Here is a 15212-nt window from a genome sequence, read left to right as displayed (position 1 = left end):
CCGCGCCATGACATCACATGCCCAGATCCGCCGCGGTGTCGTTGAGCGCTTTCCATGTCTTGTCGAACAGTTCGTCCACCTGCGCGCGGGTGATGATCAGCGGCGGCGACAGCAGCATGGCGTCCCAGGTGGCGCGCAGGATCAGTCCGTGCTTCAGCGCGTGGTCGCGGCAACGGGGACCCACCGTGCCGCGTTCGGGGAAGAAGGCCCGCTTCTTCTTGTCCGGCACCAGTTCCAGTGCCCCGACCATGCCGGCGATACGGGCTTGCCCCACCAGCCGGTGCTCGCCCAGCTCGGCCCAGCGCTGGGCCAGATAGGGGGCGACCTCGGCTTTCGCGCGCTCGACGATCTTCTCGTCCTGCAGGATGCGGATGTTCTCCAGCGCCACCGCTGCACATACCGGGTGCCCGGAGTACGTGGCGCCATGCGCCAGTTCGCCGCCCTGCTCCTTCAGCACCTTTGAGATGCGATCGTTGAACATGGCCGCGCCCAGCGGGATGTAGCCGGACGTGATGCCCTTGGCCACCGGCATGATGTCCGGTTGGAAGCCGAAGTACTGCGAACCGAACCATTCGCCGGTACGGCCGAAGCCGCAGATCACCTCGTCGGCGATCAGCAGCACGTCGTACTGGCGGCAGATGCGCTCGATCTCGGGCCAGTAGGTCATCGGCGGGATGTACACGCCGATGGCGCCCATGATGGGCTCGCCGATGAAGGCGGCCACGCGCTCCGGCCCCAGTTCCAGGATCTTCTGCTCCAGCCGGCGCGCCGCGACCAGGCCGTATTCCTCCTCGGACAGGTCGCCGCCGTCGGCGAACCAGAACGGCGGATCGATGTGGTGGATGTCGGGGATCGGCAGGCCACCCTGCTTGTGCATGCCCTTCATGCCGCCCAGGCTGGCACCGGCCATGGTGGGGCCGTGGTAGCCATCGTGGCGGCCGATGAAGATGTTCTTCTGCGGCTTGTCCTGCACCGCCCAGAAATGGCGCACCAGGCGCAGGATGGTGTCGTTGGCCTCGGAGCCGGAATTGACGAAGAAGGAATGGTTGAGGTCGCCCGGCGCCAGTTCGGCCAGCTTGGCCGCCAGTTCGATGGTCGGCTCGGTGGTGCACTGGAAGAAGCTGTTGTAGTAGGCCAGCTGCGTCATCTGCTTCGACCCCACCTCGCCCAGCTCCTTGCGGCCGTAGCCGATGTTGACGCACCACAGGCCGGCGAAGGCATCGAGCAGCTTGTTGCCCTCGGCATCCCAGACATAGCAGCCCTCGCCCTTGGTGAGGATGCGCGTGCCCTTCTTCGCCAGTGCGGCGTTGTCGTTGAACGGATGCAGGTGGTGCTCGGCATCGAGCTTCTGCAGTGTGAGGGTGTCGAGTTGGGTCATAAGGGCTCCGTGATGTCGAGCCCCTCTCCCACCGGGAGAGGGGTTGGGGTGAGGGGCGATGGAGTCCAGACCATTCAAGCGTCATGACTCCGTTCGCCCCTCATCCGGCGCTTCGCGCCACCTTCTCCCGCCGGGAGAAGGGAACAGCAGTCAAACATTCAACAACAGGAACTCCCGCTCCCACGAACTGATCACGCGGAAGAAGGTCTCGTATTCCTTGCGCTTGACCGACACGTAGGCGCGTACGAAGCGCGCCCCCATCAGGTCGCGCAGCGGCCTGCAGCCCTCCAGTTCGTCCAGCGCCTCGCCCAGCGAACGTGGCAGCTCGAACCCGATGTCCTGGGCGCTGCTGGCCAGCGGCTCGGTCGGCTTGAGCTGCTCGCGGATGCCCATCAGGCCGCAGGCCAGGGTGCCGGCCATGGCCAGGTAGGGATTGGCGTCAGAACCAGCGAAGCGGCTCTCCACGCGCATGTTTTCCGGCGTATCCATCGGCACGCGCAGGCCGCAGGTGCGGTTGTCGTAACCCCACTGCACGTTGATCGGCGCCACCTGGCCCAGCGCGAGGCGACGGTAGGAGTTGACGTTCGGGCCGAAGAACGCCATCGCCATCGGCACGTACTTTTGCAGGCCGGCCAGGTAGTGGCCGAACAGCTTGCTGCCCTTGCCTTCGGTCTTGCCGGTGAACCCGTTGCGGCCCGTCTTCACGTCCAGCAGGCTCTGGTGGATGTGCATGGCGCTGCCGGGCTCGTTCTCCATCGGCTTGGCCAGGAAGGTGGCATACACGCCGTGCCGCATCGCGGCTTCGCGCATCGTGCGCTTGAACAGGAACACCTGGTCGGCGCGCGACAGGGCGTCGTCGTGGGTGAAGTTGACCTCCAGCTGGGCGGCGCCGGACTCGTGGATCAGCGTGTCCACGTCCAGTTCCATCGCCTCGCAGTAGTCGTACATCAGGTCGAGGATGGGGTCGAACTCGTTGACTGCATCGATCGAGTACGACTGCCGCGCGGTCTCGGGACGGCCCGACCGCCCGGCGGGGGGCAGCAGCGGAAAATCGGGATCGGTGTTCTTCTGCACCAGGAAGAACTCCAGTTCCGGCGCCACCACCGGCCGCAGGCCCTCCTTTTCGTACTCCGCCAGCACGCGGCGCAGCACGTTGCGCGGCGCCAGCTCGTGCGGTTTGCCGTCCTTGGTGTAGCAGTCGTGGATCACCTGCGCGGTCGGATCGGCTGCCCACGGCACCATCCGCACCGTATCCGGATCGGGCCGCAGGAACATGTCCGAATCCGAAGGCGAGGTCAGTTCGTAATAATCGTCGGGGTAGTCGCCGGTGACCGTGGTGGCGAAGATGCCCTCCGGCAGGCGCGTGCCGTAGTCGTGGCTGAACTTGTCGGCCGGGATGATCTTGCCGCGCGCGTTGCCGGTGATATCCGGCACCAGGCACTCCACTTCGGTGATGCGGCGCTCTTTCAGCCAGCGCCGCAGGGAACTCTCGGAGAGCTCGGCGGCGTCGGCCTTCTTCTTGCGTTGCGTTTGCTTCTGGGTCATGGGGAACACGATTCTCGGTAGAGAGGGGCCGGCGCGCGCCGGCGGCTTCGCCACGGGCGCGTCAGCGCCCGCCCTCCCATGGCGGCGGGTGCCGCCGCTTCATGCAGACCTCCGCGCCGCGCGGGCGCGGCACGCGTCGCCGAACGCGCGGAATGTCGCCAGGTAGAACGCGTTTTCCCTGACCTTCCACTCCGGGTGCCATTGCACCGCCAGCATGAAAGCCGGGCCGTCGTGACGGAAGGCTTCCACCAGCCCGTCCGGCGCCTGCGCTTCCACCACCAGCCCCTCGCCGAGGCGTCGCACGCCCTGGCCGTGCAGCGAATTGACGGTGGCGCGCGTGTCGCCCGCCAACCCGGCCAGCACGCCGCCCGGCACCAGCGCGATGTCGTGTGCGGGACCGTACTGCACGTCGAGCGGATCGTCCTTGTTCTCGCGGTGATCCATGAAGCCGGGCTGTTCATGCACCCTCTGGTACAGCGTGCCACCAAAAGCGACGTTGACTTCCTGGAAGCCGCGGCAGATCGCCAGCACCGGCACGCCCATCTCGATGGCGAGCGGGATCAGCGGCAGATTGGTCGCATCGCGGCGCGGATCCAGCAGGTTGCCTTCGTAGCTGGACTCGTCGCTGTAGTGGTGGGGTTCGATGTTGCTGACGGCGCCGGTCAGCAGCAGTCCATCCAGCCCGGCCAGCACTTCGCGCAGCGGCAGCACCGGGTCCAGCGTGGGCACCAGCAGCGGCAGGCACCCAGCACCATCGACCACCGCGCGCACGTACTTCTCGCCGACGGCGAGGAAGGGGTGCGCACCGATTTGCTTGTGGTCGGTCGGCAGACCGACCCGCGGCAGCGGGGTCATGCAGGCAGCCCGGAATGGCTCGTCGGCACGTTAACCCGGCCGTTTTATTTTTACAACACGAGGCCATCAAATGACATTTCAGGCGCGAAAATGGTGCGAAGCAGCACCGATTCCGGGCGTTTTCCTGCCCCTCGCGAGACTTGCCGTTGAGTATTCTTGACGCTGCCGCTGCTCTGCTAAGCTGCGCCGCAGCCTCCAGGAACGCCCGCATGCGCCCCGATCACGACGCCGCCCCCCACCTGCCTGCCGATGATGCCGCCACCCTGGCATCCATCCCCGACTGCGAGCAGATCGACCTGCTGCTGCCCGACATGAACGGGCTGCTGCGCGGCAAGCGCGTCACCCGCGACGCGCTGGACAAGGTCTACCGCGACGGCGTGTGCCTGCCGATGTCGCTGATCGCCACCGACATCACCGGCAATACCGTGGAGGAAACGGGACTGGGCTACGACATCGGCGACGAGGACCGCATCTGCCGCCCCGTACCGGGCTCGCTGCGGCCGGTGCCGTGGTCGCCACGGCCGGCCGCGCAACTGCTGTTGAGCATGGAGGATGCGCAGGGCGGCATGTTCGAAGCCAACCCGCGCGAGGTGCTCAAGCGGGTGCTGGAGCGTTACGCCGCGCGCGGACTGAAGCCGGTGGTGGCGGTGGAACTGGAGTTCTACCTGTTCGACCAGCGGATGGACGATGCCGGCCGCCCGCGCACGTCGATCAACCCGGCGACCGGGCAGCGCAACACCAGCACGCAGGTCTACTACATGGAAGACCTGAACGACTATCGCGGCTTCACCGATGCGGTCGCCGCGGCATGCGGCGCCCAGCGCATCCCGGCGGATACCGCGGTGGCCGAGTATGCGCCCGGCCAGTTCGAGATCAACCTCAGGCACCGCGACGACGCCCTGCTCGCCTGCGACGATGCGATCTACCTGAAGCGCGCGATCAAGGCCGCAGCGCAACAGCAGGGCCTGATGGCCAGTTTCATGGCCAAGCCGTTCGCGCAGCAGGCCGGCAGCGGCATGCATATCCACGCCAGCGTGCTGGATGCCGACGGCCACAACATCTTCGCCTCACCGCAGTCCGCGCCGGCCGATGCGCTGAAGCACGCCATCGGCGGCCTGCAGCGCAGCGACCAGGACTGCCTGCTGCTGTTCGCGCCGCACGCCAACAGCTACCGGCGCTTCGTGCTCAACGCCTTCGTGCCGCTCAACGATGTGTGGGGCTACAACAACCGCACCGTCGCCATGCGCATTCCGCACAGCGACGAGGCCAATACGCGCATCGAGCACCGCATCGCCGGCGCCGATGCCAACATCTACCTGGTCACCGCCGCGGTGCCGGCCGGCATGCTGCACGGCATCGAGCAGGGCTTCGATCCCGGCCCGCCGATCACCGGCAATGCCTACGACCAGACCGAGATCCGTACCCCGTTCTGGCGCGAAGCCATCGCCGCCTTCATGGGCAGCGAGTTCATCCGCGAGCAGTTCGGCACCTCGTTCCAGCACATCTACGGCCAGCAGAAGCTCAAGGAGATGCACAGCTTCTACACCGAGGTGACCGACCTGGAGTACGCGTGGTACCTGCGGTCGGTGTGATGGGACGCGGACTCGCCCACTCCTGCGATCCTTCCGTCATCCTGGCGCACGCCGGAACGACGGCACGAGGTGTCCATGAGTCCCGGTAGCTATCCTGCTTCATGGTACGCGGCCAGCACGCCGCCCCTGCCCGTCCAGCCCACGCTGGAAGGCCGCATCGAAGCCGACGTGTGCATCCTCGGCGCAGGCTACACCGGCCTGTCGGCGGCACTGGAGCTGGCCGAGGCCGGCTACAGGGTCGTCGTGCTGGAAGCCGAGCGCATCGGCTGGGGCGCCTCGGGCCGCAACGGCGGGCAGGCCATCGCGGGCTTCAGCTGCGGCGAGGCCAAGCTGGAGGCGCTGGTCGGCTTCGACGACGCGAAGAAAATGTTCGACCTGTCGCTGGAAGGGCTTCGCTGGCTGCGCGGACGCATCGACCGGCACGGGATCGACTGCGACTGGCGCGACGGTCATGCCACGGTGCCGATCAAGCCACGCCAGCAGCGCGAAGTGGAACACGCCGTCGAGGACTTCAACACCCGCTACCGTCACCCCGTGCAATGGTGGGACCGCGAGCGCCTGCGCAGCGAACTGGCCAGCGACCGCTATCTCGGCGCGATGTACGACCCGGTCAGCGGCCACCTGCACCCGCTGGCGTATGCACTGGGCCTGGGACGCGCAGCGCTGGAGGCCGGCGTGCGGATCTTCGAGGGCTCGCGCGTCACCCGGCTCGTCCGCGGTGCACGCCCTGTGCTGAAGACCGCGGCCGGCGAGGTGGTCTGCGACAGCGTCGTTCTTGCCGGCAACGCGCTGCTGCGCGGGATCGCGCCGGAACTCGAGTCGCGGATGATGCCGGTAGGCACCTACATCGCCGCCACCCCGCCGCTGGGCGAGGAACGCGCGCGCGCCCTGATCCGCAACGACATGGCGGTGGCCGACACCAACTTGGCGCTGGACTACTTCCGCCTGGGCCGCGACCATCGCCTGCTGTTCGGTGGCCGTGCCAGCTATTCCACCCTGCCCCCACCCAACCTGCGCGGCGTGATGACCCGGCGCATGCACCGGGTGTTCCCGCAGCTGCGCGATGTCGGCATCGAGTACCTGTGGGGCGGCATGATCGACATCTCGCTCAATCGCGCCCCGCACTGGGGCCGGCTGGCGCCGAACCTCTATTTCGCCCAAGGTTTCTCCGGACATGGACTGATCGCCGCAGGCCTGGCGGGCACCACGCTGGCCCAGGCCATCCGCGGCCAGTCCGAGCGGCTGGACCTGTTCGCGAAAATCGATCACCGCCCGTTTCCCGGCGGACGCGCCCTGCGCACGCCGCTGCTGGTGGCCGCCATGGCCTGGTACAAGCTGCGCGACGCACTCTGGTAGGCCGTCGGCGCCGCGCTTCATTTTCGTGACGGCGCTCTCAAGTCCGTCTCCAACCGGCCGATAGGGGGTAGATGGAACCTCCGTAACGCCGATGACGATGCCGACACCCCTGCGCGCCTCGCCCACTTCCACCGCTCCGTCCTTGCTGCCCCAGCGCATCCTGGTGGTGGAGAACTCGCGCACGCATGCACGCCTGATCGGCGAGGCGATCGAGCAGAAGCTCAATCTGCCCGTCATCTACGCAGCGACGCTCGCGGAAGCCCGCACGGCGCTGGAACGGCACCCGGACTGGTTCATGGTGGTCACCAGCCTGGTGCTGGCTGACGGCAGCCACGACGAGGTGGTGGAGTTCTTCCTGTCGCGCCAGCTGCCGACGGTGGTGGTCAGCGGCGTCTACGACGATGGCCTGCGCGAACAGGTGCTGCGCCGGCAGGTGGTGGACTATGTGTTGAAGAACACGCCCGGCAGCATCGACTACCTGGTGTGGCTGGTGCAGCGGCTGGAGCGCAACCGGCGGATCGCGGCACTGGTCGTCGACGATTCACGCTCGGCCCGCCAGCACGCGGCGGCGCTGCTGTCGATGTACGGTTTCCGGGTGATCGAGGCGGCCGACGGCGAGGCCGGCCTGGCGATGCTGGATGCGAACCCCGACATCCGCCTGGCCATCGTCGACCAGGAGATGCCCGGCATGAAGGGACACGAGTTCACCCGCCGCCTGCGCGCGCGCCACGCCCGCGACCACCTGGCCATCATCGGCATTTCCGGCACCACCGACGGCAGCCTGGTGCCGCGTTTCCTCAAAAGCGGCGCCAACGACTTCCTGCACAAGCCGTTCTCGCGCGAGGAGTTCTTCTGCCGGGTCTCGCAGAACATCGACCAGCTGGAACTGATCGGCACGCTGCAGGACCTGGCCACGCGCGACTTCCTGACCGGCCTGCCCAATCGCCGGCACTTCCTGGCCGAATGCCACGCGCTGCTGCCCAACACCCTGGGGCGCCAGCAGTCGGTGACGGCGGCCATCATCGATATCGACCACTTCAAGCACATCAACGACACCTACGGCCACGAGGCCGGCGATGTGGCGCTGAAGGCCGTCGCCCCGGCCATCGCGCGCCATTCAGGCCCGCAGGACCTGGTGGCGCGCTTCGGCGGCGAGGAGTTCTGCGCACTGGTGCCCTACCTGGGCGAAAGCGAGTCGGTGGAATATTTCGAATCGCTGCGCGCGCAGATCGAGGCGCTGGAGGTCGATGTCGGCGGACAGACGCTGCGCATGACGGTCAGCATCGGCGTGTTCCGCACGCGTTTCCCGGGACAGACGCTCAACCACCTGCTCAGCGAAGCCGACCGGCGCCTGTATCTGGCCAAGGCCGGCGGGCGCAACCGGGTGGTGTCGAGCGGGTGACGACCTCTCCCACACCCGCTGCCCTGCCCCTGCGACGAAATGCCGCAGCATTGATTCCGATCAATGCCGCGACGTCCGCGCGCACCTAGATTCCCGCTGCATTCCGGCATCCGCCGGCAGGGGATACGCACATGACACTGCTGATCTGGCAGGACGACATGGACACGGGCATCGACATCATCGATGGCCAGCACCGACGCATCGTGGAGATGATCAACCATCTGCACATCACCCAGAAATCGATGGAACGCTTCGCCGTGGGCGAAGTGATCGACGAACTGGTCGACTACACCCTCTCGCACTTCGCCTTCGAGGAAGAGCTGATGGAGGAGGCGGGCTACCCGTTCAGCGCCGCCCACAAGCGCGTGCACGAGGTCTTCACCAAGCGCGTATCGGAGTACCGGCTGCGTTTCGAAGCGGGCGAGGACATCGTCGACGATCTGCGCAGCATGCTGTCGCGCTGGCTGTTCAACCACATCCGCAACGACGACAAGGCCTATGCCGATTCGGTGAAGCGGCATCTCAACCACTTCGTCAGGGAACACCAGCAGGGCGGCTGGCTGAGCCGCACCGTGAAGCGGCTGTTCGGATAGCGCAGCTACCTGCGGCGCGGCATCGCCAGCAGCGCAACGAGCGTGAGCGCGGCCATGCCGGCCAGGTACCCGCCCACCGACGCCAGCCCGTAGCGCTCGCCCAGGCGCGTGGCGATGTAGGGCGCGGGCGACGCTCCCAGGATGCCCGCCAGGTTGAACGCCAGCGACGCGCCGGTGTACCGCACCGCCGTGGGGAACATCTCCGCCAGGATCGTGCCGCACGGCCCGTACGTCAGCCCCATCGCGCCCAGCCCCAGCGCCAGGAAGGCGAGCACGCCCAGGTCGCTGCCCGATTCCAGCAACGGGGCGAACACGAAGCCGAAGCCGATGATCAGCACCGTCGCCACGATCATCGCGTTGCGACGGCCGAAGCGGTCGGCGTACAGCGCCGACAGCGGGATGGTCAGCGCGAAGAACAGCACGCCCACCATCTGCAGCATCAGGAAGTGCTCGCGCGCGTAGCCGAGCTTCGACGTACCCCAGCTCAGCGCGAAAACCGTCATCAGGTAGAACAGCACGAAGGTCGCGACCAGGGCGAAGGTCCCGGTGACCAGGGCGAACGGATGCTCCCGCACCGCGGTCAGCATCGGCAGCTTGACCCGTTCGTCCCTGTCCAGCGCCTTCTGGAAGTCCGGCGTCTCGGTGATCCGCAGGCGCACCCACAGGCCGACGAACACCAGCGCCGCGCTGGCGACGAACGGGATGCGCCAGCCCCACGCGAGGAACTGCGCATCCGTCATCACCTCGGTCAGCAGCAGGAAGATGCCGGTCGAGCACAGGAACCCGAGCGGCGCGCCCAGCTGCGGGAACATGCCGTACCACGCGCGCCTGCCGGGCGGTGCGTTCTCGGTGGCCAGCAGCACGGCCCCGCCCCATTCGCCGCCCAGGCCGATGCCCTGCCCCAGCCGGCACAGGGCCAGCAGCGCCGGCGCCACCACGCCGACCTGCGCGTAGGTGGGCAGCAGGCCGATGACGACCGTCGAGATCCCCATCGTCAGCAGGGCCGCCACCAGCGTCGCCTTGCGGCCGATGCGGTCGCCGAAATGGCCGAACAGCGCCGACCCCACCGGTCGCGCGATGAAGGCCAGCGCGAAGGTGGCGAAGGACTGCAGCGTCGCCGTGGTGGGATCGCTCTGGGGGAAGAACAGCTTCGGGAAGACGATCACCGCCGCCGTGGCGTAGATGTAGAAATCGAAGAACTCGATGGTGGTGCCGATTAGGCTGGCGAACAGCACGCGGCCGGGCGAATTGGCCGGCGCGGGGGCAACGGTGGCGGTGGCGGTCATGGACGGGCCGGTCGGTGGGACGTGGGCGATTCTGGCAGAAGAACTTCTTCGATGACTCCCCTCTCCCCGTGTACGGGGAGAGGGTGCCGAAGACGGGTGAGGGGCGAACGGAGACGCGATGCCTGCGCGCCGGTCAAACGTCAGCGCTCGCCCCTTATCCGCCCTCCGGGCACCTTCTCCCCGCCGAGCAGGGAGAAGGAACACCGTAGCTCAACTACCCAGGTTGATCCACGTCGCCTTGATTTCGGTGTACTTGTCGAAGGCGTGCAGCGACTTGTCGCGGCCGTTGCCGGACTGCTTGTAGCCGCCGAACGGCGCGGTCATGTCGCCGCCGTCCCAGTAGTTCACCCACACGCTGCCCGCGCGCAGCCTGCGCGCCACGCGGTGCGCGCGGCTGATGTCGCGCGTCCACACGCCGGCCGCGAGCCCGTACTCGCTGTCGTTGGCCATCCGCAGCGCTTCTTCCTCGCTGTCGAACGCGATCACCGACAGGATCGGCCCGAAGATCTCCTCGCGGCTGATCGTGTGCTCGTGCGCCACGTCGTCGAACACGGTCGGCTCGATGTAGCAGCCGCCACTCACCACCTCGGCGCGCAGACCGCCGAGCGCCAGGCGCGCGCCCTCGGCCTTGCCCTTCTCGATGTAGTCGAGCACGCGCTGCGTCTGGCCTTCGTCGACCATCGCGCCCATCGGCGCGCCGGGGTCGAGCGGATGGCGTGGGCGCATGGCCTTGCCGGCCTCGACCACGCGGGCGACGAACTCGTCCTTGATCGACCGCTCCACCAGCAGGCGCGAGGCGGCGGTGCAGACTTCGCCCTGGTTGTAGAAGATGCCGCCGGCCGCAGCCTTCGCCGCCACTTCCAGATCGTGCGCATCGGCGAACACGATGTTCGGACTCTTGCCACCGCATTCCATGTACGCGCGCTTCATGTTCGACAGGCCTGCGCACTGCAGCAGGCGCTTGCCGACCGCGGTGGAACCGGTGAACACCAGCCCGTCCACGTCCATGTGCAGCGCCAGCGGTTCACCGGCGGGCTTGCCGAAGCCCGGCACCACGTTGAGCACGCCCGCGGGAATGCCAGCCTCGATCGCCAGTTCGGCCAGGCGGATCGCGGTGAGCGGGGACTTCTCCGAGGGCTTGAGCACGATGGAATTGCCCATCGCCAGGGCCGGCGCCAGCTTCCACGTCGCCATCAGCAGGGGGAAATTCCACGGCACGATCGCCCCGATCACGCCCAGCGGTTCGCGCGTCACCAGGCCGAGCTCGTCCTGACCGGTGGCCGCGACTTCGCCATACACCTTGTCCAGCGCCTCGGCAGTCCAGCCCATGCAGCGGATGGTGGCCGCCAGATCGACGCTGCGTGCGTCACTGACCGGTTTGCCCATGTCCAGCGACTCCAGCAGCGCCAGTTCGTCGGCATGCTGCTCGATCAGCTGGGTGAGCTTCAGCAGCACCTTCTTGCGGTGGGTCGGCCGCGCGTTGGACCACGCGCCGGCGTCGAAACTGCGGCGCGCAGCGGCGACGGCGCGGTTGATGTCCTCTTCCTGGCCATCGGCCACCTGGCCCAGCACGCGCCCGTCGATCGGGCTGACGCAATCGAACGTCTTTCCGGAAGCGGCATCGACGTACTTGCCGTCGATGAAGGCCTGCGTGCGGATCGACAGCGTGCCGGCCATCGCCTGCCAGTCCTGTTGCGTGCGGGGATTGCTCATGGAAGCTCCTGGCTGGTTTCCCTTCTCCCACCGGGAGAAGGTGGCGCGAAGCGCCGGATGAGGGGCGAGCGGAGATGCGTTGTCCGAATCATCCGGACTCCATCGCCCCTCACCCCCAACCCCTCTCCCGTTGGGAGAGGGGCGGGATCTCAAAACGTTGCCGGCGTATTCGCGCTGACGATCACCGCGTCCACATCGCCGATATTGCGGAAGCGGTGCGGCGTGCGGCTTTCGAAGTAGTAGCCCTCGCCGGCCTTCAGCACACGTACCTGCTCGCCCACCGTGACTTCCACTTCGCCGGCGATCACCACGCCGCCCTCCTCACCGTCGTGCGCCAGCATGCTGTCGCCGGTGTCGCTGCCCGGCGGCATCACTTCCCGCAGGATGCACATCTGGCGCTGCGGCCGGTGCTGGCCGACGAGGAAGTAGTGGATGCCGTTGCTGCCCACGTCCGGCAACTCGTCGGCGACATAGAAGGGACTGTCGGGCAGGCCCTTCTCCATGTCCAGGGTGAAGAAATCGGCCAGCGAGATGGGGATGCCGTCCAGCACCTTTTTCAGCGAACTGACCGAGGGACTGACCTTGTTCTGCTCGATCAGCGAGATGGTGCTGTTGGTGACGCCCACGCGCTTGGCCAGCTCGCGCTGGCTGAGGCCTTTGGATTTGCGGACCAGCTGCAGGCGTGCCCCGATGTCCATCACCACCCTGTCAGGAAAGCGGAAAGTGTTGCTGGATACTTTACACCCCAGGGCACGCCGGTCAATCCGGGGTTTTCGAGCGATCCGCTAGACAGATGAACGACGGAAGGCCGGCGCGCGCTTGCGGCGGGAATCCGACTTTCGACACGGTTGTAAAGTTTTTTCAACGCGCTAAGCTGCGCGCACCCGTCCCGTCCCCTGGAGCCGCGATGAGCGCCGACGACACCTCCTCCGCCCTGGCCGACCACTACGCACGCCAGAATCTGGAAGCGCCCGGCTCGCTCGATCACTTCTGGATGCCGTTCACGGCCAACAGGCAGTTCAAGGCCAGGCCGCGGCTGCTGGCCAGCGCGTCCGGCATGCATTACCGCGACGTCGACGGCAACGAGGTGCTGGATGCCACCGCCGGCCTCTGGTGCTGCAACGCCGGCCACGCCCGCCCGCGCATCGTCGAGGCGGTGAAGCAGCAGATTGGCACGCTGGATTTCGCGCCCAACTTCTCGATGAGTTCGCCGCTGCCGTTCAAGCTGGCCGAGCGCCTGGCGGCGCTTGCGCCCGGCGACCTCAACAAGGTGTTCTTCAGCAACTCCGGTTCGGAAGCCGTGGACAGTGCACTGAAGATCGCCCTGGCCTACCACCGCGTGCGCGGCGAAGGCCAGCGCACCCGTTTCATCGGCCGCGAGAAGGGCTACCACGGCGTCGGCTTCGGCGGCATGTCGGTGGGCGGCCTGCCGAACAACCGCAAGTGGTTCGGCCCGGGCCTGCCGGCGGTCTCGCACATCCGCCACACGCTGGACGTGTCGCGCAATGCGTTCTCGAAGGGCCTGCCGGCGCACGGCATCGAACTGGCCGAGGACCTGGAGCGACAGATCGCGCTGTACGACGCCTCCACCATTGCCGCCGTCATCGTCGAGCCGATCTCCGGCTCGGCCGGCGTGGTCATCCCGCCGCAGGGCTACCTGCAGCGCCTGCGCGAGATCTGCGACAAGCACGGCATCCTGCTGATCTTCGACGAAGTGATCACCGGCTTCGGCCGCGTCGGCCACGCCTTCGGTGCGCAGCGCTTCGGCGTCACGCCGGACATGATCACCGCCGCCAAGGGCATCACCAACGGCTGCGTGCCGATGGGTGCCACCTTCGTGTCGGACCGCATGTTCGACGCCTTCATGAGCGGCCCGGACAACGCCATCGACATGTTCCATGGCTACACCTACTCCGGCCATCCGCTGGCCTGCGCCGCCGCGCTCGCCACGCTGGACACCTACGAGGAGGAGAACCTGTTCGACAAGGCGCTCAGCCTGGGCGACTACTGGCAGGAGGCGCTGCACTCGCTGAAGGGCCTGTCGAACGTGATCGACATCCGCAACTTCGGCCTGGTCGGCGCCATCGAGATGGCCCCGCGCGCGGGAGCGCCGGGCACCCGGGCCTACGACGTGTTCGCCCGTGCCTTCCATGAGGGCCACCTGTTGACCCGGGTGACCGGCGATGTCATCGCCCTGTCGCCCCCGCTGATCGTGGAAAAGCACCACATCGACCGGATCGTGGATGTCCTGGCGGACACCATACGGGCAACCGCGTAAAATTACGGACCAACGGCCCCAGCGCTCCCCACGCGCGAAGCCCCATTCCCGCTACTGGAGAGCAACATGCTGATTGGCGTCCCCAAGGAAATAAAGAACCACGAATACCGCATCGGCCTTACGCCGTCCGGTGCGCGCGAACTGGTCTCGAACGGCCACCAGGTCATCGTCCAGCGCGACGGCGGCAAGGCCATCGGCCTGACCGACGAGCAGTACGTCAAGGCCGGCGCGCAGATCGTCGACACGGCCGAGGAGATCTTTGCCCGCGCCGACATGATCATCAAGGTCAAGGAGCCGCAGCCGAACGAGTGCGCCATGCTGCGCCCCGGCCAGGTGCTCTACACCTACCTGCACCTTGCACCCGATCCGGAACAGACCAAGGCGCTGGTCGCCTCCGGCGCCACCTGCATCGCCTACGAGACCGTCACCGACCGCAAGGGCGGCCTGCCGCTGCTGGCGCCGATGTCGGAAGTGGCCGGCCGCATGTCGATCCAGGCTGGCGCGCATGCGCTGGAGAAGGCGCAGGGCGGTTCCGGCGTGCTGCTCGGCGGCGTGCCCGGCGTGAAGCCGGCCGAAGTGCTGGTGATCGGCGGCGGCGTGGTGGGCATCAACGCCGCGCGCATGGCGATGGGCATGAACGCGCACGTCACCATCCTCGACCGCTCGCTCGACCGCCTGAAGTACCTGGACGAGCTGTACGGCCACCAGCTGACCACCATCTACTCCACCCGCGACGCCATCGAAGAGCGCCTGCCCGACACCGACCTGGTGATCGGCGCGGTGCTGATTCCCGGCGCCGCCGCGCCCAAGCTCGTGTCGCGCGACCAGCTGAAGCTGATGCGTCCCGGCTCGGTGCTGGTGGATGTGGCGATCGACCAGGGCGGCTGCTTCGAGACCTCGAAGGCCACCACCCACCAGAACCCGACCTACGAAGTGGACGGCATCATCCACTACTGCGTGGCCAACATGCCGGGCGGCGTCGCCCGCACGTCGACCTTCGCGCTGACCAACGCCACCCTGCCCTTCGCCGTGCAGCTGGCCAACAAGGGCGCGAAGCAGGCGCTGCTGGACGACGAGCACCTGCTCAACGGCCTGAACGTGCATGCCGGCAAGATCACCTACAAGGCGGTCGCCGACGACCTGGGCTACGCCTACGTGCCGGCGGCCGTGTGTCCGTTGATGAAGTGGGAAATCGCTTCGGCCATGGCGTTCAC

12 protein-coding genes are annotated in these 15212 nt (G+C 67.3%); 6 read left to right on the top strand and 6 right to left on the bottom strand.

From position 1 onward, the window contains the following. Positions 1 to 13 precede the first annotated feature (13 nt). The 3 genes from CSC76_RS14490 to CSC76_RS14480 form a co-directional block, all read right to left on the bottom strand. Positions 14 to 1378, bottom strand: a complete 1365-nt coding sequence (locus CSC76_RS14490; protein WP_162110707.1) for an aspartate aminotransferase family protein — start codon at positions 1376 to 1378, stop codon at positions 14 to 16. 150 nt (positions 1379 to 1528) lie between these two features. Further along, positions 1529 to 2923 (bottom strand): glutamine synthetase family protein, encoded by a 1395-nt coding sequence (locus CSC76_RS14485; protein ID WP_162110706.1) that lies wholly within the window; start codon positions 2921 to 2923, stop codon positions 1529 to 1531. A gap of 99 nt (positions 2924 to 3022) precedes the next feature. Then, entirely contained in the window at positions 3023 to 3778 is a 756-nt protein-coding gene (locus CSC76_RS14480; RefSeq protein ID WP_162110705.1) for a gamma-glutamyl-gamma-aminobutyrate hydrolase family protein, read from the bottom strand. 209 nt (positions 3779 to 3987) lie between these two features. Between CSC76_RS14480 and CSC76_RS14475 the strand changes: the two genes are divergently transcribed. The 4 genes from CSC76_RS14475 (at position 3988) to CSC76_RS14460 (ending at position 8721) form a co-directional block, all read left to right on the top strand. Beyond that, complete coding sequence (locus tag CSC76_RS14475) at positions 3988 to 5370, top strand: glutamine synthetase family protein (protein ID WP_162110704.1); 1383 nt, start codon at positions 3988 to 3990, stop codon at positions 5368 to 5370. Positions 5371 to 5445: 75 nt separating this feature from the next. After that, complete coding sequence (locus CSC76_RS14470) at positions 5446 to 6726, top strand: NAD(P)/FAD-dependent oxidoreductase (RefSeq protein ID WP_162110703.1); 1281 nt, start codon at positions 5446 to 5448, stop codon at positions 6724 to 6726. Between the two features lie 97 nt (positions 6727 to 6823). Then, a complete protein-coding gene (locus CSC76_RS14465) occupies positions 6824 to 8128 on the top strand; it encodes a GGDEF domain-containing response regulator (RefSeq protein WP_162110702.1) in 1305 nt (434 codons plus the stop codon). A 131-nt stretch (positions 8129 to 8259) separates the two neighbouring features. After that, positions 8260 to 8721, top strand: coding sequence for a bacteriohemerythrin (locus CSC76_RS14460; protein ID WP_162110701.1), 462 nt, complete (start codon positions 8260 to 8262; stop codon positions 8719 to 8721). A gap of 5 nt (positions 8722 to 8726) precedes the next feature. On the opposite strand, the gene CSC76_RS14455 is transcribed toward CSC76_RS14460, so the two are convergent. The 3 genes from CSC76_RS14455 to CSC76_RS14445 form a co-directional block, all read right to left on the bottom strand. After that, positions 8727 to 10007: an MFS transporter gene (locus tag CSC76_RS14455; RefSeq protein WP_162110700.1), complete on the bottom strand. Its 1281-nt coding sequence runs from the start codon at positions 10005 to 10007 to the stop codon at positions 8727 to 8729. A gap of 210 nt (positions 10008 to 10217) precedes the next feature. Then, the gene (locus tag CSC76_RS14450) at positions 10218 to 11720 is read right to left on the bottom strand and encodes an aldehyde dehydrogenase (RefSeq protein ID WP_162110699.1); all 1503 of its coding nucleotides are present in this window, start codon (positions 11718 to 11720) and stop codon (positions 10218 to 10220) included. A gap of 149 nt (positions 11721 to 11869) precedes the next feature. Beyond that, positions 11870 to 12418 carry a cupin domain-containing protein gene (locus tag CSC76_RS14445; protein WP_162110698.1) on the bottom strand — a complete coding sequence of 183 codons (549 nt, stop codon included), beginning with the start codon at positions 12416 to 12418 and terminating at the stop codon, positions 11870 to 11872. A gap of 209 nt (positions 12419 to 12627) precedes the next feature. Here CSC76_RS14445 and aptA point away from each other — a divergent pair, with 209 nt between their 5' ends. Both aptA and ald read left to right on the top strand, forming a co-directional pair. Continuing rightward, entirely contained in the window at positions 12628 to 13998 is a 1371-nt protein-coding gene (aptA, locus tag CSC76_RS14440; protein ID WP_162110697.1) for an omega-aminotransferase AptA, read from the top strand. 66 nt (positions 13999 to 14064) lie between these two features. Continuing rightward, positions 14065 to 15212, top strand: a 1148-nt coding sequence (ald, locus tag CSC76_RS14435) for an alanine dehydrogenase (RefSeq protein ID WP_162110696.1), incomplete at its 3' end; no start/stop codon positions are given.

Origin of the sequence: Pseudoxanthomonas mexicana (genome assembly GCF_010093385.1) — a bacterium.
GTDB lineage: Bacteria > Pseudomonadota > Gammaproteobacteria > Xanthomonadales > Xanthomonadaceae > Pseudoxanthomonas_A > Pseudoxanthomonas_A mexicana.
This window is presented reverse-complemented; position numbering and strand designations above follow the sequence as displayed.